The organism is Streptomyces sp. NPDC043812, from assembly GCF_056436245.1.
Genome location: NZ_JBWKCY010000003.1, coordinates 470863 through 488991, shown reverse-complemented (window position 1 = coordinate 488991; position 18129 = coordinate 470863). Strand labels below are relative to the sequence as shown.

At 69.1% G+C, this 18129-nt stretch carries 22 protein-coding genes, 1 tRNA gene and 1 riboswitch; of the genes, 17 read left to right on the top strand and 6 right to left on the bottom strand.

From position 1 onward, the window contains the following. Positions 1-106: 106 nt before the first annotated feature. The 7 genes from clpS to AC067Z_RS07160 all read left to right on the top strand — a co-directional run bounded on the left by clpS (position 107) and on the right by AC067Z_RS07160 (position 4857). Positions 107-418 (top strand): ATP-dependent Clp protease adapter ClpS, encoded by a 312-nt coding sequence (gene clpS / locus AC067Z_RS07190; RefSeq protein ID WP_478788448.1) that lies wholly within the window; start codon positions 107-109, stop codon positions 416-418. Continuing rightward, a complete protein-coding gene (locus tag AC067Z_RS07185) occupies positions 418-1011 on the top strand; it encodes a DUF2017 domain-containing protein (RefSeq protein WP_478788447.1) in 594 nt (197 codons plus the stop codon). The genes clpS and AC067Z_RS07185 overlap by 1 nt, the downstream gene beginning before the upstream one ends. 361 nt (positions 1012-1372) lie before the next feature. Next, complete coding sequence (locus tag AC067Z_RS07180) at positions 1373-2794, top strand: amino acid permease (protein ID WP_478788446.1); 1422 nt, start codon at positions 1373-1375, stop codon at positions 2792-2794. Between the two features lie 88 nt (positions 2795-2882). After that, complete coding sequence (locus AC067Z_RS07175) at positions 2883-3305, top strand: M67 family metallopeptidase (RefSeq protein WP_478788445.1); 423 nt, start codon at positions 2883-2885, stop codon at positions 3303-3305. 109 nt (positions 3306-3414) lie between these two features. Next, positions 3415-3534, top strand: coding sequence for a putative leader peptide (locus AC067Z_RS07170; RefSeq protein WP_478788444.1), 120 nt, complete (start codon positions 3415-3417; stop codon positions 3532-3534). A gap of 88 nt (positions 3535-3622) precedes the next feature. Further along, positions 3623-3901 (top strand): MoaD/ThiS family protein, encoded by a 279-nt coding sequence (locus tag AC067Z_RS07165; RefSeq protein WP_478788443.1) that lies wholly within the window; start codon positions 3623-3625, stop codon positions 3899-3901. 5 nt (positions 3902-3906) lie between these two features. Further along, complete coding sequence (locus AC067Z_RS07160) at positions 3907-4857, top strand: PLP-dependent cysteine synthase family protein (RefSeq protein ID WP_478788442.1); 951 nt, start codon at positions 3907-3909, stop codon at positions 4855-4857. A gap of 9 nt (positions 4858-4866) precedes the next feature. On the opposite strand, the gene AC067Z_RS07155 is transcribed toward AC067Z_RS07160, so the two are convergent. Beyond that, the gene (locus AC067Z_RS07155) at positions 4867-5340 is read right to left on the bottom strand and encodes a type II toxin-antitoxin system PemK/MazF family toxin (protein ID WP_478788441.1); all 474 of its coding nucleotides are present in this window, start codon (positions 5338-5340) and stop codon (positions 4867-4869) included. Between the two features lie 204 nt (positions 5341-5544). On the opposite strand from AC067Z_RS07155, the gene AC067Z_RS07150 reads away from it, so the two are divergent. The 3 genes from AC067Z_RS07150 (at position 5545) to AC067Z_RS07140 (ending at position 8351) form a co-directional block, all read left to right on the top strand. Next, positions 5545-6297, top strand: a complete 753-nt coding sequence (locus tag AC067Z_RS07150; protein ID WP_478788440.1) for an MBL fold metallo-hydrolase — start codon at positions 5545-5547, stop codon at positions 6295-6297. Between the two features lie 124 nt (positions 6298-6421). Then, entirely contained in the window at positions 6422-7936 is a 1515-nt protein-coding gene (locus AC067Z_RS07145; protein ID WP_478788439.1) for an APC family permease, read from the top strand. Position 7937: 1 nt separating this feature from the next. Next, on the top strand, positions 7938-8351 hold the full coding sequence (locus AC067Z_RS07140; protein WP_478788438.1) for a universal stress protein: 414 nt from the start codon (positions 7938-7940) through the stop codon (positions 8349-8351). Positions 8352-8420: 69 nt separating this feature from the next. Here the strand turns inward: AC067Z_RS07140 and AC067Z_RS07135 are convergent, their stop codons facing one another. Both AC067Z_RS07135 and AC067Z_RS07130 read right to left on the bottom strand, forming a co-directional pair. Next, the gene (locus AC067Z_RS07135) at positions 8421-9689 is read right to left on the bottom strand and encodes a PTS transporter subunit EIIC (RefSeq protein ID WP_478788437.1); all 1269 of its coding nucleotides are present in this window, start codon (positions 9687-9689) and stop codon (positions 8421-8423) included. Positions 9690-9965: 276 nt separating this feature from the next. Continuing rightward, positions 9966-11225, bottom strand: coding sequence for a PTS transporter subunit EIIC (locus AC067Z_RS07130; protein WP_478788436.1), 1260 nt, complete (start codon positions 11223-11225; stop codon positions 9966-9968). A 229-nt stretch (positions 11226-11454) separates the two neighbouring features. Here AC067Z_RS07130 and AC067Z_RS07125 point away from each other — a divergent pair, with 229 nt between their 5' ends. The 4 genes from AC067Z_RS07125 to rdgB all read left to right on the top strand — a co-directional run bounded on the left by AC067Z_RS07125 (position 11455) and on the right by rdgB (position 13604). Next, complete coding sequence (locus AC067Z_RS07125) at positions 11455-11688, top strand: PTS sugar transporter subunit IIB (protein ID WP_412791420.1); 234 nt, start codon at positions 11455-11457, stop codon at positions 11686-11688. Between the two features lie 82 nt (positions 11689-11770). Continuing rightward, positions 11771-12493 (top strand): ribonuclease PH, encoded by a 723-nt coding sequence (gene rph / locus AC067Z_RS07120; protein ID WP_478788435.1) that lies wholly within the window; start codon positions 11771-11773, stop codon positions 12491-12493. Positions 12494-12600: 107 nt separating this feature from the next. Next, complete coding sequence (locus AC067Z_RS07115; protein ID WP_478788434.1) at positions 12601-12990, top strand: hypothetical protein; 390 nt, start codon at positions 12601-12603, stop codon at positions 12988-12990. Between the two features lie 11 nt (positions 12991-13001). After that, complete coding sequence (gene rdgB / locus AC067Z_RS07110) at positions 13002-13604, top strand: RdgB/HAM1 family non-canonical purine NTP pyrophosphatase (RefSeq protein ID WP_478788433.1); 603 nt, start codon at positions 13002-13004, stop codon at positions 13602-13604. Positions 13605-13652: 48 nt separating this feature from the next. Here rdgB and AC067Z_RS07105 read toward each other — a convergent pair. Together AC067Z_RS07105 and bcp are read right to left on the bottom strand one after the other, a co-directional pair. Further along, positions 13653-13736 (bottom strand) — tRNA-Leu (locus AC067Z_RS07105). A 69-nt stretch (positions 13737-13805) separates the two neighbouring features. Beyond that, complete coding sequence (gene bcp, locus AC067Z_RS07100; RefSeq protein WP_478788432.1) at positions 13806-14273, bottom strand: thioredoxin-dependent thiol peroxidase; 468 nt, start codon at positions 14271-14273, stop codon at positions 13806-13808. A 127-nt stretch (positions 14274-14400) separates the two neighbouring features. On the opposite strand from bcp, the gene AC067Z_RS07095 reads away from it, so the two are divergent. The 3 genes from AC067Z_RS07095 to AC067Z_RS07085 all read left to right on the top strand — a co-directional run bounded on the left by AC067Z_RS07095 (position 14401) and on the right by AC067Z_RS07085 (position 15592). Then, complete coding sequence (locus tag AC067Z_RS07095) at positions 14401-14721, top strand: DUF3618 domain-containing protein (RefSeq protein WP_478788431.1); 321 nt, start codon at positions 14401-14403, stop codon at positions 14719-14721. Positions 14722-14764: 43 nt separating this feature from the next. Then, positions 14765-15118: a GroES family chaperonin gene (locus AC067Z_RS07090; protein ID WP_478788430.1), complete on the top strand. Its 354-nt coding sequence runs from the start codon at positions 14765-14767 to the stop codon at positions 15116-15118. Positions 15119-15171: 53 nt separating this feature from the next. After that, positions 15172-15240: riboswitch (guanidine-III (ykkC-III) riboswitch) on the top strand. Positions 15241-15271: 31 nt separating this feature from the next. Continuing rightward, positions 15272-15592, top strand: a complete 321-nt coding sequence (locus AC067Z_RS07085; RefSeq protein ID WP_478788429.1) for a DMT family transporter — start codon at positions 15272-15274, stop codon at positions 15590-15592. Here AC067Z_RS07085 and AC067Z_RS07080 read toward each other — a convergent pair. After that, positions 15570-18011, bottom strand: coding sequence for a transglycosylase domain-containing protein (locus tag AC067Z_RS07080; protein WP_478788428.1), 2442 nt, complete (start codon positions 18009-18011; stop codon positions 15570-15572). The genes AC067Z_RS07085 and AC067Z_RS07080 overlap by 23 nt on opposite strands. Positions 18012-18129 lie beyond the last annotated feature (118 nt).

Below are 18129 nucleotides of genomic sequence, written 5' to 3'. Positions count from 1 at the left end.
ATGACGAAGACTCTACCCCACATTTCGTCACTCTGACGAGATGTCCCTCGAGGTGTGCCGTCGTACGGCGGGGCCGTTTGTGCGACAGGGGGTCCTCAGTGGCAGCATGGGTGGAGTGACTGTGCCTCTGGAGATCGAAAAGACCGAGTCGGCCGAGGAGACCGCCGCCGTCCCCGAGCCGGACGTGCCCTGGGTGACCCTCGTGCACAACGACCCGGTCAACCTGATGAGCTACGTCACCTACGTCTTCCAGGCCTATTTCGGTTACTCCAAGGACAAGGCGCACAAGCTGATGCTCGACGTCCACCACAAGGGACGCGCCGTCGTCTCCAGCGGCAGTCGCGAGGAGATGGAACGCGACGTGCAGGCGATGCACGGCTACGGACTGTGGGCCACACTCTCCCAGGACCGCAACTGATGAGCTCCCACTTCGAGCCGCTCAAGGGCGGCGGCGCCGCCGCGGCGCTGGACGAGGTCGAGATCGCCATCCTGCGCTCCCTCGCCGTCCAGCTGCTGGAACTCATCGGGCCCGGCGACGAGCCGGCCGAGGGCGAGGACCCGCTGGCCGCCCTGTTCGCCGAGGGGCCCAGCGAGCCGCCCACGGACCCGGCGCTCGCCCGTCTCTTCCCCGAGGCGTACGCCGACCCGGAGGCCGGACCGCCGGACGACGAACTGCGTGCCGCATCCGCCGAGTTCCGCCGCTTCACCGAGAATGATCTGCGCACCCGCAAACGGGACGACGCCCTCGCCGTCGTGCGCAGCCTGGACTCGCTCACCGTGGCCGGCGACGGCGGAGCCGTGCTGGAACTGAGCGGCGACGACTGTCTGCACTGGCTCGGCGCACTCAACGATCTGCGGCTGACCATCGGGACCCGGCTCGACGTCACCGACGAGGACGAGAACGGCGAGCTGTACCGGCTGCCCGACTCCGACCCGCGCAAGCCGATGGTGATGGCCTACCTCTGGCTCGGGGCGCTCCAGGAGACGCTCGTCGAGACGCTGATGTCCTGACGTCCCCGCACTCCGCGTTTCGTTTGTCCCGGGATCTGCTGATGCGTCCCGGGACATCGTTCGCTCAACGGACGCTCAAATCCGGATAACGATCATGTCAACGCGACGTGACGCTTTGCTGTGCCGGTCGGTATTTGTCCCCTTCTTCCTGTGTCGTGCGCCACATCCATCGTCGTGGATCAATGTTGCGGGCGTGATAAATCTTCACGACCACTCGGGCACGCCACCCCTGTTCCCGAGGGCGCTTGATCCGGCAGACCGCCGGTAGCACTCCATCCACATCCGGGGGGATCAGGACCTGATCCGCAGCCGCGCGACGCAGCGGTCGCGGCGGATCAGCATGGAGAAAGGGCGCATCACCATGACCTCAATGCAGGTCGACAAGCACGACAGCAAAGAGGCCGCGGGCGCGGACGAGGGCTACCAGCGCGGACTGGGAGCCCGGCAGATCCAGATGATCGCAATCGGCGGAGCCATCGGCACCGGCCTCTTCCTCGGCGCGGGCAAGGCCATTTCCAAGGCCGGCCCCAGCCTCATCCTGGCCTACGCCATCGCGGGCCTGGTCATCTTCTTCATCATGCGCGCGCTGGGCGAGCTGCTCATGTACCGCCCCGTTTCGGGGTCGTTCTCCGAGTACGCGCGCGAGTTCGTCGGTCCCTTCGCGGGATTCGTCACGGGCTGGACGTACTGGCTGTTCTGGGTCGTCACCGGAATGACCGAGGTCACCGCGGCCGCCCAGTACATGACGTACTGGTTCGACATCCCGCAATGGGTGTCCGCGCTGATCTTCACGATCATCCTCTACGGCGCGAACCTGATCTCCGTGAAGCTCTTCGGCGAGCTGGAGTTCTGGTTCTCGATGGTCAAGGTCACCGCCATCATCGGCATGATCCTGATCTGCCTCGGCATCCTCACCCTCGGCTTCTCCGACGCCGGTGACACCGCCTCCGTCACCCACCTGTGGGCCGACGGCGGGTTCTTCCCCAAGGGCATCGGCGGCACGCTGATGACCCTGCAGATCGTGATGTTCGCCTTCCTCGCGGTCGAGCTGGTCGGCGTCACCGCCGGCGAGTCCAAGGACCCCGAGAAGACGCTGCCCAAGGCCATCAACACCGTGCCGTGGCGTATCGCCGTCTTCTACGTCGGCGCGCTGATCATGATTCTGTCGGTCGTCTCCTGGACCAACTTCCAGCCGGGCGTCTCCCCGTTCGTCGCCGCCTTCGACAAGATGGGCCTCGCCGTCGGCGCGGGCATCGTCAACTTCGTCGTGCTCACCGCGGCGCTGTCGTCCTGCAACTCGGGCATGTACTCCACCGGCCGGATGCTGCGCGACCTCGCGCTCAACAGCCAGGGTCCGAAGATCTTCACCCGCCTCACCAAGAGCGGCACCCCGCTCATCGGCACCACCTTCTCGGCGCTGCTGATGATGTTCGGCGTGTGGATCAACTACCAGTGGCCGGGCAAGGCCTTCGAGATGGTCGTCTCCTTCGCCACGATCTCCGGCATGTGGGCCTGGATCATGATCCTCGTCTGCCAGATCCGCTACCGGGCGAAGGCCGACCGCGGCGAGCTGCCCCAGTCGACGTTCAAGGCGCCGGGCGCCCCCTTCACCAGCTGGTTCGCCCTCGCGTTCATCGGCATGGTCATCGTGATGATGGGCGTCGACAAGGACGCACGGATCTCCCTGTACTGCGCCCCGCTGTGGGGCCTGATCCTCGGCGTCTCCTACCTGGTGCTCAAGAAGCGCAACCCCGAGGGCGCCGCCTTCGTCAAGCGTTCATGACGAGGCGTTCCTGACGGCTGGTCCAGTATCCGGGCCGCCGCGTACCACTCTTCGGTACGCGGCGGCCCGTCTGCTTATCCTGTCGCTCATGCTGACCATCACCCAGGCCCTGTTCGACCAGATCGTCGCCCACGCCCGCGAGGACCACCCCGACGAGGCCTGCGGGGTCGTCGCCGGCCCGGAGGGCTCCGGCCGCCCCGAGCGTTTCATCCCGATGCTCAACGCCGCGCGATCCCCCACGTTCTACGAGTTCGACTCGGCCGACCTCCTCAAGCTCTACCGGGAGCTGGACGACAACGACGAGGAACCGGTGATCATCTACCACTCGCACACGGCGACCGAGGCCTACCCCTCCCGTACGGACATCAGCTACGCCAACGAGCCCGGCGCCCACTACGTCCTGGTCTCCACGGCCGACACCGACGACGCGGGCCCCTTCCAGTTCCGCTCGTTCCGCATCGTCGAGGGCGTCGTCACCGAGGAAGAGGTCGAGGTCGTCGAGGCCTACTGAGCCGGGGCGGCGGGTGCCGCGGCCGCTCCGGCCCGCATGCTGAGCACGGTTCGTCCATCATGCGAGATCACACTCCGGGATACGGACCGGGAATCGATACGATGACCGCATGGTTCTTCACGACGTGAGCGACAAGACGCCGGGCACCCTGCTGCTCGTGGCGCGGCTGCACGTCGACCTGTGCCGCCTCGCCAGCGCGATGTGTACGGCCGCCCGCGCTGCGTCCTGACGTACGAGCGCCCCAGTCCAGCAGCACCCCCTCGCGCGGGGGCAACAGCCGCGCGTCCTACGCCACCCTTCCGACAGGAGCCCACGCCATGGCCATCGAGGTCCGCATCCCGACCATCCTCCGCACCTACACCGACGGCGCCAAGGCCGTCGAAGGCAACGGGGACACTCTCGCCGAGCTCTTCACGGACCTCGAGTCCCGCCACAACGGCATCCAGGCACGCATCGTCGACGGCGGCCAGCTGCGCCGCTTCGTGAACGTCTACCTGAACGACGAGGACGTGCGCTTCCTCGACGGCATCTCCACCAAGCTCGCCGACGGCGACAGCGTCACGATCCTGCCGGCTGTTGCCGGTGGCATGGCCTGATCCGGATGCGCTACGACTCCCCGCTCGCGGCCGTCGGCAACACGCCCCTGGTGCGGTTGCCGCGCCTGTCCCCGTCCGAGGACGTGCGGATCTGGGCCAAGCTGGAGGACCGCAACCCGACCGGCTCGATCAAGGACCGCCCCGCGCTCCACATGGTCGAGCAGGCGGAGAAGGACGGCCGGCTCACCCCGGGCTGCACCATTCTCGAACCCACCAGCGGCAACACCGGCATCTCGCTGGCGATGGCGGCCAAGCTCAAGGGCTACCACATCGTCTGCGTCATGCCGGAGAACACCTCGCAGGAGCGCCGTGACCTGCTCGCCATGTGGGGCGCCGAGATCATCTCGTCCCCGGCGGCGGGCGGCTCGAACACGGCCGTGCGTGTCGCCAAGGAGCTGGCCGAGCAGAACCCGTCCTGGGTGATGCTCTACCAGTACGGCAACCCGGACAACGCGGGAGCCCACTACGCCACCACGGGCCCGGAGATCCTCGCCGACCTGCCGTCGGTCACCCATTTCGTCGCCGGCCTCGGCACGACGGGCACGCTGATGGGGGTCGGCCGCTTTCTGCGCGAGCAGAAGCCCGACATCAAGATCGTCGCCGCGGAACCGCGCTACGACGACCTCGTCTACGGCCTGCGCAATCTCGACGAGGGCTTCGTCCCCGAGCTCTACGACGCGTCCGTACTGACCACCCGCTTCTCGGTCGGCTCGGCCGACGCGGTCACGCGCACCCGTGAACTCCTCCAGCAGGAGGGCATCTTCGCGGGCGTCTCCACCGGCGCGGCGCTGCACGCGGCGATCGGCGTCGGCAGGAAGGCGGTCAAGGCGGGGGAGCAGGCGGACATCGTCTTCGTGGTCGCGGACGGCGGCTGGAAGTACCTGTCGACGGGTGTCTACACGGCGCAGACGACGGAAGAGGCGATCGAGACGCTCCACGGCCAGCTCTGGGCGTAGTCGCTGCGCTCACGCCGCCAGGTGCCGGACCTGGTCCCAGACCACCGGGTCCACCGAGCCCACCCGGCGGCGGAAGTCGCCCACCCGCACGTCCCGCAGTTCGTCCGTCTCCAGGAAGCTCGGACGGCCCCGCGCATCGCCCACCGCCCCCGGCGGCAGGGCGATCACCGCGGGGCTTTCGTCGTGGTACCGGGTCGTGATCTTCGCGACCAGAGCCGTCCCGCCGCGCACCGACAGCACCAGGCACGGGCGGTCCTTCGACCCCGGCCCGTCCTCGTAGGGGACCTCCGCCCACCAGATCTCGCCCGGCAGCGGCCGCTTCGGGCCGCCTTCGCGCCTGCGCTCACGTGGCCGCGCCGGAGGCCGCCTGCGCCCGCCCGGCCGTCGCGCACCCCGTCCGCCCCGGCCCAGTCCGTCGGAGACCGCGACGACGACAGCCACCGCGACAACCGCGATGACGGCGAGCCACCAGGACGTGTCCATACGCTGAAGGTACCGCCGCCCCTCCGCACGGCGCGCGCGGCGGCATCGGGAGCGGCCTCTGCCCTGGTAAACCACCACCGGGGTAAGGGTGAGTTCTCCCACAACACAGCGCTGCTGAGGAGCGACCGGCCCTTTCGCGCCTTACGCTCGACGCACCGCACGACCTTCCCCCAGCCCTCCTTCGTCAATGGAGGTTCACGCTCCATGAAGCTCACCGTCGTCGGTTGCTCGGGGTCGTTCCCGTCCGCGGATTCGGCCTGCTCGAGCTACCTCGTAGAGGCCGACGGCTTCCGGCTGCTCCTCGACATGGGCAATGGTGCCCTGGGCGAGCTGCAGCGCCACTGCGGTCTCTACGACCTCGATGCCATCTTTCTCAGCCATCTCCACGCGGACCACTGCATCGACATGTGCGGGTACTTCGTCGCCCGCTACTACCGGCACGACGGCGGCCGGTGTCCCGCCCTCCCGGTCTACGGCCCCGAGGGCACCGAACAGCGGCTGACCACGGCGTACGCGGACACGCCCTCCGCCTCCTCGATGAGCGAGGTGTTCGACTTCCACACGCTGAAGTCGGGCAGTTTCGAGATCGGCCCGTTCTCGGTGCGCACGGAACGGGTGGCCCACCCCGTCGAGACGTACGGCATTCGCGTGGAGCACGGTGGCAGGTCGCTGACGTACTCCGGCGACACGGGTGTGAGCGAGGCGCTGGACGACCTCGCCGCCGGCACGGACCTCTATCTGTGCGAGGCGTCGTTCGTGCACGGCAAGGAGAACATCCCGGACCTCCACCTCAACGGCCGCGAGGCCGGTGCGAGTGCCGCCAGGGCGAACGCGGGCCGGCTGGTTCTGACCCACATCCCTCCGTGGACCGACGGCGAGCAGAATCTGGCGGACGCACGGGCCGTCTACGACGGCCCCGCCGAGCTGGCGGCGCCGGGCGTGAGCTACGAGATCTGAGCAGGCAGGGCTCCGGCCGGGACCGGCCGGAGCCGCAGCACGCGCTGCTCTCCACCGGGCCGCCCTTCGAACACCTGGGTAAAATAGGGCAAAACCGGCACATCGCCTTGGTCTGTGAGGAGACATGGCCGATGACGTCGCGGACACCCGCCCGCCGAGAGAGCCCGCGCCACAGACCGAACTGAAGCACGACGCGATCGGTTTCGTGGATGCCCTCGTCATCGGAATCAACTCCACGTCACCTGCCTACTCACTGGCCGCCGTCATCGGCCCGATCGTGGCCCTGGTCGCCGTCTACGCGCCCGGGGTGGTGCTGGCCTCCTTCGTCCCGATGCTGCTGATCGCGTCGGCCTTCTTCTACCTCAACCGGGTCGACCAGGACTGCGGCACCACCTTCTCCTGGGTCACCCGGGCCATGGGGCCCTGGGCCGGGTGGCTCGGGGGCTGGGCGATCATGATGACCGGCGTCCTGGTGGTCGGATCGCTGGCCGACGTGGCCATCGGCTTCGGGCTGCTGGCCGTCGGCCTCGACAGCTGGGCCGAGAACGCCTTCGTGCGCCAGCTCCTCACCGTGCTGCTCATCCTCGTGATGACGGCGGTGTGCGTCATCGGTACGGAGGCCTCGGCGCATGTCCAGAACGCGCTCATCCTTGCCCAGGTCGTCTGCCTGCTGGCCTTCGCCGCCGTGGCGATCTTCCGCGTCTACGCGGGGACGGGTTCCCTCGACTTCGTCGAGCCGGAACTGTCGTGGCTCAACCCGTTCGGGGCCGGCGGCGCGGCGCTGACCGGGGGCCTGCTGCTGGGTGTCTTCATGTACTGGGGCTGGGAGTCGGCGGTCAATCTCACCGAGGAGGTCAAGGACTCGGCGAGCGCCCCCGGACGAGCGGGCGTCTGGTCGACGGTCGTCCTGTTGGTGACCTACCTGTCCGTCGGCATCGCCGTCGTCGCCTTCGCCGGTCCGGTGTTCCTGGCCGAGAACGCGGCCGAGGAGGAGTTCATCTTCGCGATTCTCGCCGAGGAGGTCATGGGCGGCTGGGACTGGATCGTGCTCCTCGCGGTGGCGACGTCCGCGCTGGCCTCGACCCAGACCACGATCATCCCGGCATCGCGCACGGCGCTGTCGATGGCCCGCAGGGGTGCGCTGCCGGCCCCCTTCGCCCGTATCCACCCGCGCTTCCGCACCCCGGACATCAGCACCTGGGGCGTGGCGCTCGTCGCCATCGCCTGGTACCTGGTGGTCAATCAGATCAGCGAGAACGCGCTCTTCGACTCGCTCACCGCGCTGTCGCTGCTCATCGCGTTCTACTACGCCCTCACCGGTGTCGCCTGCGCCGTCTACTACCGCCGCCATCTGACCGAGAACGTGCGCAACTTCTTCCTCATCGGCGTGGGGCCGCTGGTCGGCGCGGGGCTTCTCGCGTGGCTGCTCGTGGAGTCCGTCGGCGACATGTCCGATCCCGAGAACTCCTACAGCGGGGTTTCCTGGTTCGGCCTCGGCCCGCCGCTCGTCATCGGGATCGTCATCGTGATCGTCGGCCTCCTCATCATGATCGCCGGGCGCGTCGTGGGCGGACCCTTCTGGCGGGAGCGGCCCTCGGTGGCGGATCCCGGCCTCGTCCACCGCGACATGGAGCGCTGACATGGCGGTGGTCCTGGGATACGACGAGTCGCCGGGAGCGGTGCGCGCCCTGCGGGTGGCGATCGAGGTGTCCGCCGCCTTCGGCGATCCCCTCGTCCTGGTCTACGGTGCTGCGGCGCCGGGCGCGGGGGGAGAGGAGTACCGGGCGCACACCGAGGCGATCCGGCAGACCGGCCGGACCGCGCTCGCGCACGCGGTCGAGGCCGCCGACGAGGCGGGCGTACCGACAGCCGTCGAGATTCTGGACGCGGCACCGGCGCAGGCCCTGCTCGACGCCGCGGCCCGCCATGCCGCGCGGGTCATCGTCGTCGGCAGCTACGGCGAGAGCCCGATGCGCGGCGCGCTGCTCGGCTCGACCCCGCACAAGCTGCTCCATCTGTCGACGGTCCCGGTGCTGTGCGTGCCGGGCGAATGACGCCGGGAAAGGCCGGAGCCCCCGCCGTGAGGGACGGGGGCTCCGACGCGAGAAGCGTGGGCGCGAGGCTTACTTGGCCTCGGCCTTCTGCAGCTCGGCGAGTTCCTCGTCGGACTCGCGGCCCGGCGTCGGAAGGTTGAACTTGGTGATCGCGAAGCGGAAGACCACGTAGTAGACCGCCGCGAAGCAGAGGCCGACCAGGGCCAGGCCCCACGGGTTGGACGCGATACCCAGGTTGAGGAAGAAGTCCACGGCGCCGGCGGAGAAGCCGAAGCCGTCCTTCATGCCGAGTGCCCAGGTCAGCGCCATGGAGACACCGGTGAGCACCGCGTGGATCGCGTACAGGACCGGGGCGATGAACATGAAGGTGAACTCGATCGGCTCGGTCACACCGGTGACGAACGAGGTCAGCGCGAGCGAGAACATCATGCCGCCGACGACCTTGCGGCGCTCCGGACGGGCGCAGTGCACGATCGCGAGACAGGCCGCGGGCAGGGCGAACATCATGATCGGGAAGAAGCCGGTCATGAACTGTCCGGCGGACGGGTCACCGGCGAGGAAGCGGGCGATGTCGCCGCTCTTGCCCTCGTAGGAACCGGCCTGGAACCACGGGAACGAGTTGAGCAGGTGGTGCATGCCGACCGGGATCAGCGCACGGTTGGCGACACCGAAGATGCCCGCGCCGACGGCGCCGGAGCCGACGAGCCACTCGCCGAAGTTGTGCAGACCGGTGCCGAGCCACGGCCAGATCAGACCGAAGACGATGCCGACGAGGAGGCCCGCGAACGCGGACAGGATCGGGACGAGGCGGCGGCCGCCGAAGAAGCCCGCCCAGTCGGGCAGCTTGGTGCGGTGGAAGCGCTGGTAGAGCAGCGCGACAACGATGCCCATGACGACACCGCCGAGGACGCCGGCGTTGACGGGCGCCTCGTTCATGACGATCTTGCCGTCGGCGACCGCGGCCACCTTCGGCAGGTTGCTGTCCGTGAACTGGGCGAGCACGTTCTTGAAGACCAGGTAGCCGGCCACCGCGGCGAGCGCCGTGGAGCCGTCCGACTTCTTCGCGAAGCCGATCGCGATGCCGACGGCGAACAGCAGCGGCATGTTGTCGAGCAGCGCACCGCCACCGGCCGCCATGTAGCCGGCGATCTTGGTGATGAACTCGGGGAACGACTCCCTGCCGAGCATGTCGGGCTGGCCGAAGCGCACCAGCAGCGCGGCGGCGGGCAGCACGGCGACCGGCAGCATCAGGCTGCGGCCGATGCGCTGCATGACAGCCATCGCGCCCGCGCCCGTCTTCTTCTTGTCCGCCGCGGGGGCGGCGCTAGCCGTGGACATCAACTTCCTCCTGGGAATCCCCCCGGCCGGAGGCTGGGGGAGGGCACGGCGCCGCCGGGGGTCGGACACGGGGGAGGGCGGCACCTCAAGGGGGATGCGGCCGGTGGTCTGGACCGCGTGGTCTACACCTTTGAGTGGTGTAGACCTGTTGTAGCACGGTGAGGGATAGATAAGGAACCTGCGAATTTTCCGGGCGGGGTAACGATCCGGTTAATGCGGACGACGGCCCCTGGACCCTGGGTCCGGAGGCCGCCGTGCGACCGCGGTCACCTGCTGCTACTTGGTCTGCTCCTGCTCGAGCTCCCGCGCGACCTCTTCCGGCTCGCGGCCGGGGGTCGGGATGTCGAAGACCGTGATCACCACGCGGAAGACGACGTAGTAGATCACTGCGAAACACGCGCCGATCGGCAGGATGAGCCACGGTTTCGTATCCAGGTGCCAGTTGACGACGTAGTCGATCAGGCCGGCCGAGAAGCTGAATCCGGCATGGACGCCCAGTGCCCAGGTGATCGCCATCGATGCGCCGGTGAGCAGCGCGTGCAGCCCGTACAGCAGGGGCGCCGCGAACATGAACGAGAACTCGATCGGCTCGGTCACACCGGTCACGAACGAGGTCAGGCCGACCGAGAACATCAGCCCCGCCACCCGCTTACGGTGCTCCGGGTGGGCGCAGTGCGTGATGGCCAGCGCCGCCGCGGGCAGGCCGAACATCATGATCGGGAAGAAGCCGGACATGAACAGCCCCGCGTCCGGGTCGCCGGCGAAGAAGCGGGTCAGATCGCCCTGCACGACGATGCTGTTCTCGTCCGTGTACTCGCCCGCCTGGAACCAGAAGAACGTGTTCAGGAACTGGTGCATGCCGATCGGGATCAGCAGCCGGTTGGCGACGCCGAAGATGCCCGCGCCCCAGGCGCCGAGATCGATCAGCTGCTTCGCGAAGGACGTCAGTGCGCTTCCCACCGGCTCCCACAGCAGCCCGAACACGACGCCCAGCGCGCAGCAGACGAAGGCCATGATGATCGGGACGAGCCGGCGGCCGTTGAAGAAGCCCAGCCAGTCGACGAGCTTCGTGCGGTGGTAGCGCTGCCAGATCACCGCCGTCAGCAGGCCGATGAGGATGCCGCCCAGTACGCCGGGGTTCTGTGGCACCCCGTCCGGCATCGCCTTGGTCACCGTGCCGTCGACCGGGAAGGCCTTGAGGACGTTGTAGTAGACGAGGAAGCCCGCCACCGCCGCGAGCGCCGTGGAGCCGTCGGCCTTCTTCGCGAAGCCGATAGCGACGCCGATGCAGAACAGCAGCGGCAGGCCGAGGCTGCCGTCGAGGATTCCGCCGCCGCCCTTGATGAGGACGTCCGCCGTCTTCTCCCAGAAGGGGCCGTGGAGATACGCGGCGAACAGGTTGCCGAGGCTGACCAGCAGGCCGGCCGCGGGGAGGACGGCGACGGGGAGCTGGAGGCTGCGGCCCACCTTCTGGAGGCCCTGGAAGAGTCCGTTCCACCACTTCCGCTGCGGCGCGGCGGTGCTCTCGGCGCTCATCGGCAACCTCCCGGAACATGCCCTGTTTGGCAGGCGTTGCAGACTGGTGTAGACCAGTCGCGATACGGTTCCGGCGCCCGGTCGTACGGCAGGGCGCCGGTGATCGTCATCATTCGGTACAAGCCGGTTACCCGCCCGTGAAGATGGGCCAACCGTGCGTTACCGTGACAAACCAGGCCAACGGTGGGCCGAGGCAGCGCTCAGCGCGCGCGAACGCAGGGAGAAAGACATGGCCAGCAAGGCTGAGAAGATCGTCGCCGGGCTCGGCGGAATCGACAACATCGATGAGATCGAAGGCTGCATCACCCGCCTCAGGACCGAAGTCCACGACGCCAGCCTCGTCGACGAGGCCGCGCTCAAGGCCGCCGGCGCACACGGCGTCGTGAAGATGGGCACCGCGATCCAGGTCGTCATCGGCACCGACGCCGACCCCATCGCCGCCGACATCGAAGACATGATGTGAGCTGACCACAGGGCCGTGCCGAGGGGCTTGATCCGTACCACCGGAACAGGCCCCTCTCCCGTCTCCCGATAGGCTCGGCCCCATGTCACGCATCGACGGCCGAACCCCCGAACAGCTCCGCCCCGTCACCATCGAACGCGGATGGAGCAAGCACGCCGAGGGCTCCGTCCTCATCTCCTTCGGCGACACCAAGGTCTTCTGCACCGCCTCCTTCACCGAGGGCGTGCCCCGCTGGCGCAAGGGCAGCGGCGAAGGCTGGGTCACCTCCGAGTACTCGATGCTGCCCCGCTCCACCAACACCCGCGGCGACCGTGAGTCCGTACGCGGCAAGATCGGCGGCCGCACCCACGAGATCAGCCGCCTCATCGGCCGCTCCCTGCGTGCCGTCATCGACTACAAGGCGCTCGGCGAGAACACGATCGTCCTCGACTGCGACGTGCTCCAGGCCGACGGCGGCACCCGCACCGCCGCCATCACCGGCGCCTACGTCGCCCTCGCCGACGCCGTCACCTGGGCCCAGGGCAAGAAGCTGATCAAGGCCGGCCGGCAGCCCCTCACCGGAACCGTCGCCGCCGTCAGCGTCGGCATCGTCGACGGCACCCCCCTCCTCGACCTCTGCTACGAGGAGGACGTCCGCGCCGAGACCGACATGAACGTCGTCTGCACCGGCGACGGCCGCTTCGTCGAGGTCCAGGGCACCGCCGAGGCCGAGCCCTTCGACCGCAAGGAGCTCAACGCCCTCCTCGACCTGGCCACCGGCGGCTGCGCCGACCTGGCCAACCTCCAGACGCAGGCACTCGCGTAAACCCTGGTCGAGGCAGCAGCAACCGGGAACGCCTCCGGGGCGTCGTTACAGTTACGGGCGCACGGGCCGAACCGTGCGCCCGTCCGTATCCGGGGAAGGACCGTTCCATGTCTGCGTCCGCGCGCCGTCGCATAGCCGTCACGATCGCCACCGCCGCTCTGCTGATACCCGCAGCCGTCGGCTGCGCAGCCATCGACAAGGCGCTCGACTGCGTCGAGACCGCCGACGCCATCGCCACCAGCGTCAACAAGCTGCAAGAGGCCGTCTCCTCCGCCACCGAGGACCCCACCAAGGCCAGGGAAGCCCTCGACGACATCGACCGCGAGCTGGAGAGCCTCGGCGACAAGACCGACAACGCCGACCTCAGCAAGGCCGTCGAGGACCTCGGCACCGGCGTGGACAACGTCCGCAAGTCCATCGAGGGCGGCGACGCCACCCCGGACATCTCACCCGTCACCGACGCCGCGACCGAGATCGGCAAGGTCTGCACCCCGTAGATACTGGGGCCATGACGCGTCTGATCCTCGCCACCCGCAACGCCGGGAAAATCACCGAACTCAAGGCCATCCTCGCCGACGCCGGTCTCCCTCACGACCTCGTCGGCGCGGACGCCTTCCCCGAGATCCCCGACGTCAAGGAAACCGGCGTCACCTTCGCCGAGAACGCCCTCCTCAAGGCCCACGCCCTCGCCCGGGCCACCGGCCTGCCCGCCGTCGCCGACGACTCCGGCCTGTGCGTCGACGTCCTCGGCGGCGCGCCCGGCATCTTCTCCGCCCGCTGGTCCGGCACCCACGGCGACGACCGGGCCAACCTGGAGCTGCTGCTCGCACAGCTCCTCGACATCGACACCCCCCACCGCGGCGCCCACTTCGCCTGCGCCGCCGCGCTCGCGCTCCCCGACGGCACCGAACGTGTCGTCGAGGGCCGCCTGCTGGGCACCCTGCGGCGCTCCCCGCACGGCACGAACGGCTTCGGCTACGACCCGATCCTCCAGCCGGAGGGCGAGTCCCGGACCTGCGCGGAGCTGACGTCGCAGGAGAAGAACGCGATCAGCCACCGGGGGAAGGCGTTCCGCGCTCTCGTACCGGTGGTGCGGGAACTGCTGGGCTGACACGGGCAGAGGCGCGGCACCGATGCGGTGCCGCGCCTCTGCGCACGGTGCGGCCGGAGGGACTCGAACCCTCACGGGTGTTACCCCACTGGGACCTAAACCCAGCGTGACTGCCAGTTCCACCACGGCCGCGCGTGCGCCCATCGTAGTGGGCCGCCTACGCCCGGCCGGGGCGAGGGGCCGGATGGGCCGGGGCGGGTGTCAGATCCCGAGATCCTTGATGATCTTCGCGACATGGCCCGTCGCCTTCACGTTGTACAGCGCGCGCTCGACCTTGCCGTCCTCGTCGACGACGACCGTGGAGCGGATGACGCCGGTCACCGTCTTGCCGTAGAGCTTCTTCTCGCCGAACGCCCCGTACGCCTCCAGAACCTCCTTGGACGGGTCGCCGACCAGCGTGACCGCGAGGTTCTCCTTCTCACGGAACTTCGCCAGCTTCTCCGGCTTGTCCGGAGACACCCCGATCACGTCGTAGCCCGCGCCCGCGAGCACGTCCAGGTTGTCGGTGAAGTCGCAGGCCTGCTTGGTGCAGCCGGGCGTGAGGGCGGCCGGGTAGAAGTAGACGATCACCTTGCGGCCCTTGTGGTCGGCGAGTGACACCTCGTTGCCGTCGGCGTCGGGCAGGCTGAAGGCGGGGGCGGTGTCGCCGGGCTGGAGTCGCTCGCTCATGGTTCTCCTCGTCGGACGTGAGGGTGTACGTCGTCGAGCGTAATGGGGGTGCCGTGGGGTGCGGTGACGTCCGAGCTGACAGACTGTCGATGAAGGACTACCGGATACGACCACGGAGGGCGGCGCGGTGTCGGATACCAGGACCCCTGCGCAGATCGAGGCGGACATCGTCCGCCGGCGCGAGCAGCTGGCCGAGATGCTCGACGAGATCGGTGTACGCGTGCACCCCAGGACGGTCATCGGCGATGCGAAGGCGAAGGTGGCCTCGACGGTGGACGCCACGGCCGGGCGTGCCTTCGTCGCGGTGAACCGCACGGTGTCGGACGTGAAGGCGAAGTTCGTGTCCGACGAGGGCGTCCCCCGGCTGGAGCGCGTCGTGCCGGTGGCGCTGGTGGCCGTCGGTCTTGTCGGGCTGCTGGCCATGTCGGCGCGCAGGCGACGGGCGTGACCCGGCGGCGTCCCCGGGGGGGCCGGGCAGGTAGGTTCGTCGCGTGAGCGCCAAAAGCCATGACCACAGCCAGCATGACAAGCTTCCGATCAAGATGCTGCACGATCGTGTGCTGGTCAGGACCGACATCCCCGAGGGAGAGCGTCGTTCCAGCGGCGGCATCGTGATTCCGGCGACCGCGGCCGTGGGCCGGCGCCTCGCCTGGGCCGAGGTGGTCGCGGTGGGACAGAACGTCCGCACGGTGGAGACCGGGGACCGGGTGCTCTACGACCCCGAGGACCGGGCCGAGGTCGAGGTGCGGGGCGTCGCGTACGTCCTGATGCGCGAGCGTGATCTGCACGCGGTCGCCGCCGACCGGTTCCAGGGCTCGGAGGACTCCACGGGGCTGTATCTCTAGCCGTTCGACGGAGCGCGCGCAGGGCTGGTGGCAGAGGTCACCAGCCCTTTTCGTATGCCCTTTGCTACGTTGGAGGGACCCGACGAGACGCGCCGTACCGGGCTACGCAAAGACGACGCACCCCGTGTTGTTCCGCGTTTCGGAGGTGCCGTCATGGCCTGGGTTCTGCTTGTTGTCGCCGGTCTGCTCGAGGTCGGCTGGTCGATCGGGATGAAGTTCACCGACGGCTTCACCAGGCTGTGGCCGAGTGTGTTCACCGGCCTCGGGATCGTCGCGAGCATGATGCTGCTGTCGCATGCCGCGAAGACGCTGCCCATCGGCACGGCGTACGGCGTCTGGGTGGGCATCGGCGCGGCGGGCGCGGCAGTGGTCGGCATGCTGGTGCTGAACGAGCCGGTGACGGCGGCCCGGATCTTCTTCGTGTGTCTGCTGCTGGTGGCAGTCGTCGGGCTCAAGGCGACATCGGGTCACTGAGACCCTCCATCCACGGGCCGGTGAGGCTTCCCGCCCCGGGCGTCCCGGGCGTCACGGGCGGTCCCGTCGGTGTCCTGCCGGGGCCGCCGGTGGTACCGCCGGGCCCTCCCGGGGCGGTGGGGCCCCAGGGTCCTCCCGTCCCGCCGGTCCCGCCGGATCCCCCGGTCGTGGCGCCCGTCGGACCTACGGTGACGGTGCCGCCGCCGGTGGCGCCGCCCTGGGTGGGGGGAGTGCCCGTGGGGGGAGCACTCGCGGAAGGACTGCCCGTCACGGGCGCGCCGGTCGGCGGGCTGCCGGGACCGCCCTGGTACCGGCCGGGGCCGTCCCGCTCGTCGCGCCCGTCCGGGTCGCCGGACTCGTCCTCCTCGTCCGACGGCGGCTCGGTCTCGCGCATGCCCTCCTCGATCTCCAGCGCGAAGTCCCGCGCCACGCTGTCCTCGAGCGCGGTGGCCGTGTACTGGGCCCAGATCTCGGCCGGCGCCCCACCGCCGTTGATGCGCGACAGCCCCATCGCCCCGTAGAGCGAGGTCTGCGCACCGGTGTCGGGGTTCTGCCCCATGAGGGCGACGACGGTCACCAGGTCGGGGGTGTAGCCGGCGAACCACGCGGCCCGGTCCTGCTCGGCAGTGCCCGTCTTGCCCGCGGCGGGCCGGCCCACGGCACCCGCCGCGGCACCGGTGCCCCCGTCCACGACGCTCTGCAGGATCGCGGTGGTGGTGTCCGCGGCCTCGCGTGAGACGACACGGCGCATCCGCTGCTCGGGCAGGGCGATCGCGGTGCCGTTCCTGGTGACGCTGTCGATGAGGGTGTACGTGCCGTGCTTGCCGTGATTGGCGAGGGTCGCGTACGCCTCCGCCATGTCGAGGACGCTCGCGGTGGCCGGGCCGAGTGCGATGGACGGGGAGGGTGTGAGGTCGGGCGTACTGCCGGGGAGCCCCAGGGCGACGGCGGTCCGCCGCACCCGGGCGGGGCCCACGTCGACGGCCATCTGCGCATAGACCGCGTTGACTGACTCGTCGGTGGCCCTGCTCACCGTGATGGGGCCGTAGGAGACGTCGTCCTCGTTTTCGGGGGCGTAACGCGGGCCGTTCCAGCCCTGGACGGTGCGCATGGTGGAGCCGTCGTAGATCGTGTTCGGGGTGATCCGGCGGCCGTCCTGGGTGGTGGATTCGTTCTCCACGGCGGCGGTGAAGACGAACGGCTTGAAGGTGGAGCCGACCTGATAGTCGCGCCGCGTGGCGTTGTTGACGAACTGTTTGGTGTAGTCGACGCCGCCGTACATGGCGACGACCCTGCCGGTGGACGGGTCGATGGAGGCGCCACCGACGCGGACGTTGCGGTCGGCCTTGCGGCTGGTGTCGAGCCGGGACATGACCTGGTCGTCGACCGCCTCGGTGAAGGCGTCCTGCTTGTCCGGCTCCAGCGTGGTCGTGATCCGGTGGCCGCCTGCGGCGAGGGTGTTCTCGTCGATGATGCCGTTGCCGGTGAGGTAGTCCTCGACGGCCTGGACGATGTAGCCGCGCTGGCCGGACAGCCCGTTCGCGGGCCTGGCGCGCTGCGGTACGGGGAAGGTCATGGCGGAGCGTTCGGCGGGGGTGAGCCAGCTCTCCTTGACCATTCCGTCGAGCACATAGGTCCAGCGGCGCTCTGCCGCCCGGCGGTTCTCCGGGTGGGTGGTGATGTCGTACGCGCTGGGTGCGTTGAGGAGCGAGGCGAGATACGCGCCTTCGGCGACGGTGATGTCGGCGATGTCCTTGCCGTAGTAGGCATGGGCGGCGGCCTGGACGCCGTAGGCGTTGCGGCCGAAGTAGCTGGTGTTGAGGTACCCCGCCAGGATGTCGCCCTTGGAGACTTCACGGCCGAGCTTCAAGGCGATGAAGAACTCCTTCACCTTGCGCGTGACGGTCTGTTCCTGTCCGAGGTAGTAGTTCTTGACGTACTGCTGGGTGATCGTGGAGCCGGACTGTTTGCCCTTGCCGCTGACGGTGTTCCAGGCCGCGCGGAGCATGGCCTGGGGGTCGATGGCGGGCGCGGAGTAGAAGTCGCGGTCCTCGGCGGCGAGGACGGTGTGCTGGACGTGCAGCGGCACCTGGGCGAGGGAGACGTTCTCGCGGTTGACCTCGCCGTCGCGGGCGATCGGGGTGCCGTCCTCGTAGAGGTATACGTTGCTCTGCGACGTCGCGGCGGCGTTGGCGGCGGGGATGTCGACGAGCAGATAGCCGGCGAGGAAGCCGCCGATGAGGACGAGTGCGAACAGCAGGACGCCACCGAGCAGCATGCGCCAGGTCGGGATGACGCGGCGCCAGCCGGTGCGTCTGCGGCCGGGTTTGCCGCCTTCACCGCCCTTGGGGGCGGGCGGGTCGGGCGTGGGGACTGTCGCGTCGCGGGGTGTCCAGCCCTGCTGCGGCTCGTCGTTCATGTCCCCCATAGTGCACTTTTCACCTCGATATCCCTTGTATCCCGGTCCTTCCGTCCGGAAATAGGCTCGCGGCGCCGTGTTCGGCTCCGCTAGGGTCGTGCGCTTTGGTGTCCGCGAC

Excerpts from the sequence above, each read along its gene's own strand:
- clpS (WP_478788448.1), top strand. The coding sequence starts at position 107 with ATGGGTGGAGTGACTGTGCCTCTGGAGATCGAAAAGACCGAGTCGGCC.
- AC067Z_RS07185 (WP_478788447.1), top strand. The coding sequence starts at position 418 with ATGAGCTCCCACTTCGAGCCGCTCAAGGGCGGCGGCGCCGCCGCGGCG.
- AC067Z_RS07180 (WP_478788446.1), top strand. The coding sequence starts at position 1,373 with ATGACCTCAATGCAGGTCGACAAGCACGACAGCAAAGAGGCCGCGGGC.
- AC067Z_RS07175 (WP_478788445.1), top strand. The coding sequence starts at position 2,883 with ATGCTGACCATCACCCAGGCCCTGTTCGACCAGATCGTCGCCCACGCC.
- AC067Z_RS07170 (WP_478788444.1), top strand. The coding sequence starts at position 3,415 with ATGGTTCTTCACGACGTGAGCGACAAGACGCCGGGCACCCTGCTGCTC.
- AC067Z_RS07165 (WP_478788443.1), top strand. The coding sequence starts at position 3,623 with ATGGCCATCGAGGTCCGCATCCCGACCATCCTCCGCACCTACACCGAC.
- AC067Z_RS07160 (WP_478788442.1), top strand. The coding sequence starts at position 3,907 with ATGCGCTACGACTCCCCGCTCGCGGCCGTCGGCAACACGCCCCTGGTG.
- AC067Z_RS07155 (WP_478788441.1), bottom strand. The coding sequence starts at position 5,340 with ATGGACACGTCCTGGTGGCTCGCCGTCATCGCGGTTGTCGCGGTGGCT.
- AC067Z_RS07150 (WP_478788440.1), top strand. The coding sequence starts at position 5,545 with ATGAAGCTCACCGTCGTCGGTTGCTCGGGGTCGTTCCCGTCCGCGGAT.
- AC067Z_RS07145 (WP_478788439.1), top strand. The coding sequence starts at position 6,422 with ATGGCCGATGACGTCGCGGACACCCGCCCGCCGAGAGAGCCCGCGCCA.
- AC067Z_RS07140 (WP_478788438.1), top strand. The coding sequence starts at position 7,938 with ATGGCGGTGGTCCTGGGATACGACGAGTCGCCGGGAGCGGTGCGCGCC.
- AC067Z_RS07135 (WP_478788437.1), bottom strand. The coding sequence starts at position 9,689 with ATGTCCACGGCTAGCGCCGCCCCCGCGGCGGACAAGAAGAAGACGGGC.
- AC067Z_RS07130 (WP_478788436.1), bottom strand. The coding sequence starts at position 11,225 with ATGAGCGCCGAGAGCACCGCCGCGCCGCAGCGGAAGTGGTGGAACGGA.
- AC067Z_RS07125 (WP_412791420.1), top strand. The coding sequence starts at position 11,455 with ATGGCCAGCAAGGCTGAGAAGATCGTCGCCGGGCTCGGCGGAATCGAC.
- rph (WP_478788435.1), top strand. The coding sequence starts at position 11,771 with ATGTCACGCATCGACGGCCGAACCCCCGAACAGCTCCGCCCCGTCACC.
- AC067Z_RS07115 (WP_478788434.1), top strand. The coding sequence starts at position 12,601 with ATGTCTGCGTCCGCGCGCCGTCGCATAGCCGTCACGATCGCCACCGCC.
- rdgB (WP_478788433.1), top strand. The coding sequence starts at position 13,002 with ATGACGCGTCTGATCCTCGCCACCCGCAACGCCGGGAAAATCACCGAA.
- bcp (WP_478788432.1), bottom strand. The coding sequence starts at position 14,273 with ATGAGCGAGCGACTCCAGCCCGGCGACACCGCCCCCGCCTTCAGCCTG.
- AC067Z_RS07085 (WP_478788429.1), top strand. The coding sequence starts at position 15,272 with ATGGCCTGGGTTCTGCTTGTTGTCGCCGGTCTGCTCGAGGTCGGCTGG.
- AC067Z_RS07080 (WP_478788428.1), bottom strand. The coding sequence starts at position 18,011 with ATGAACGACGAGCCGCAGCAGGGCTGGACACCCCGCGACGCGACAGTC.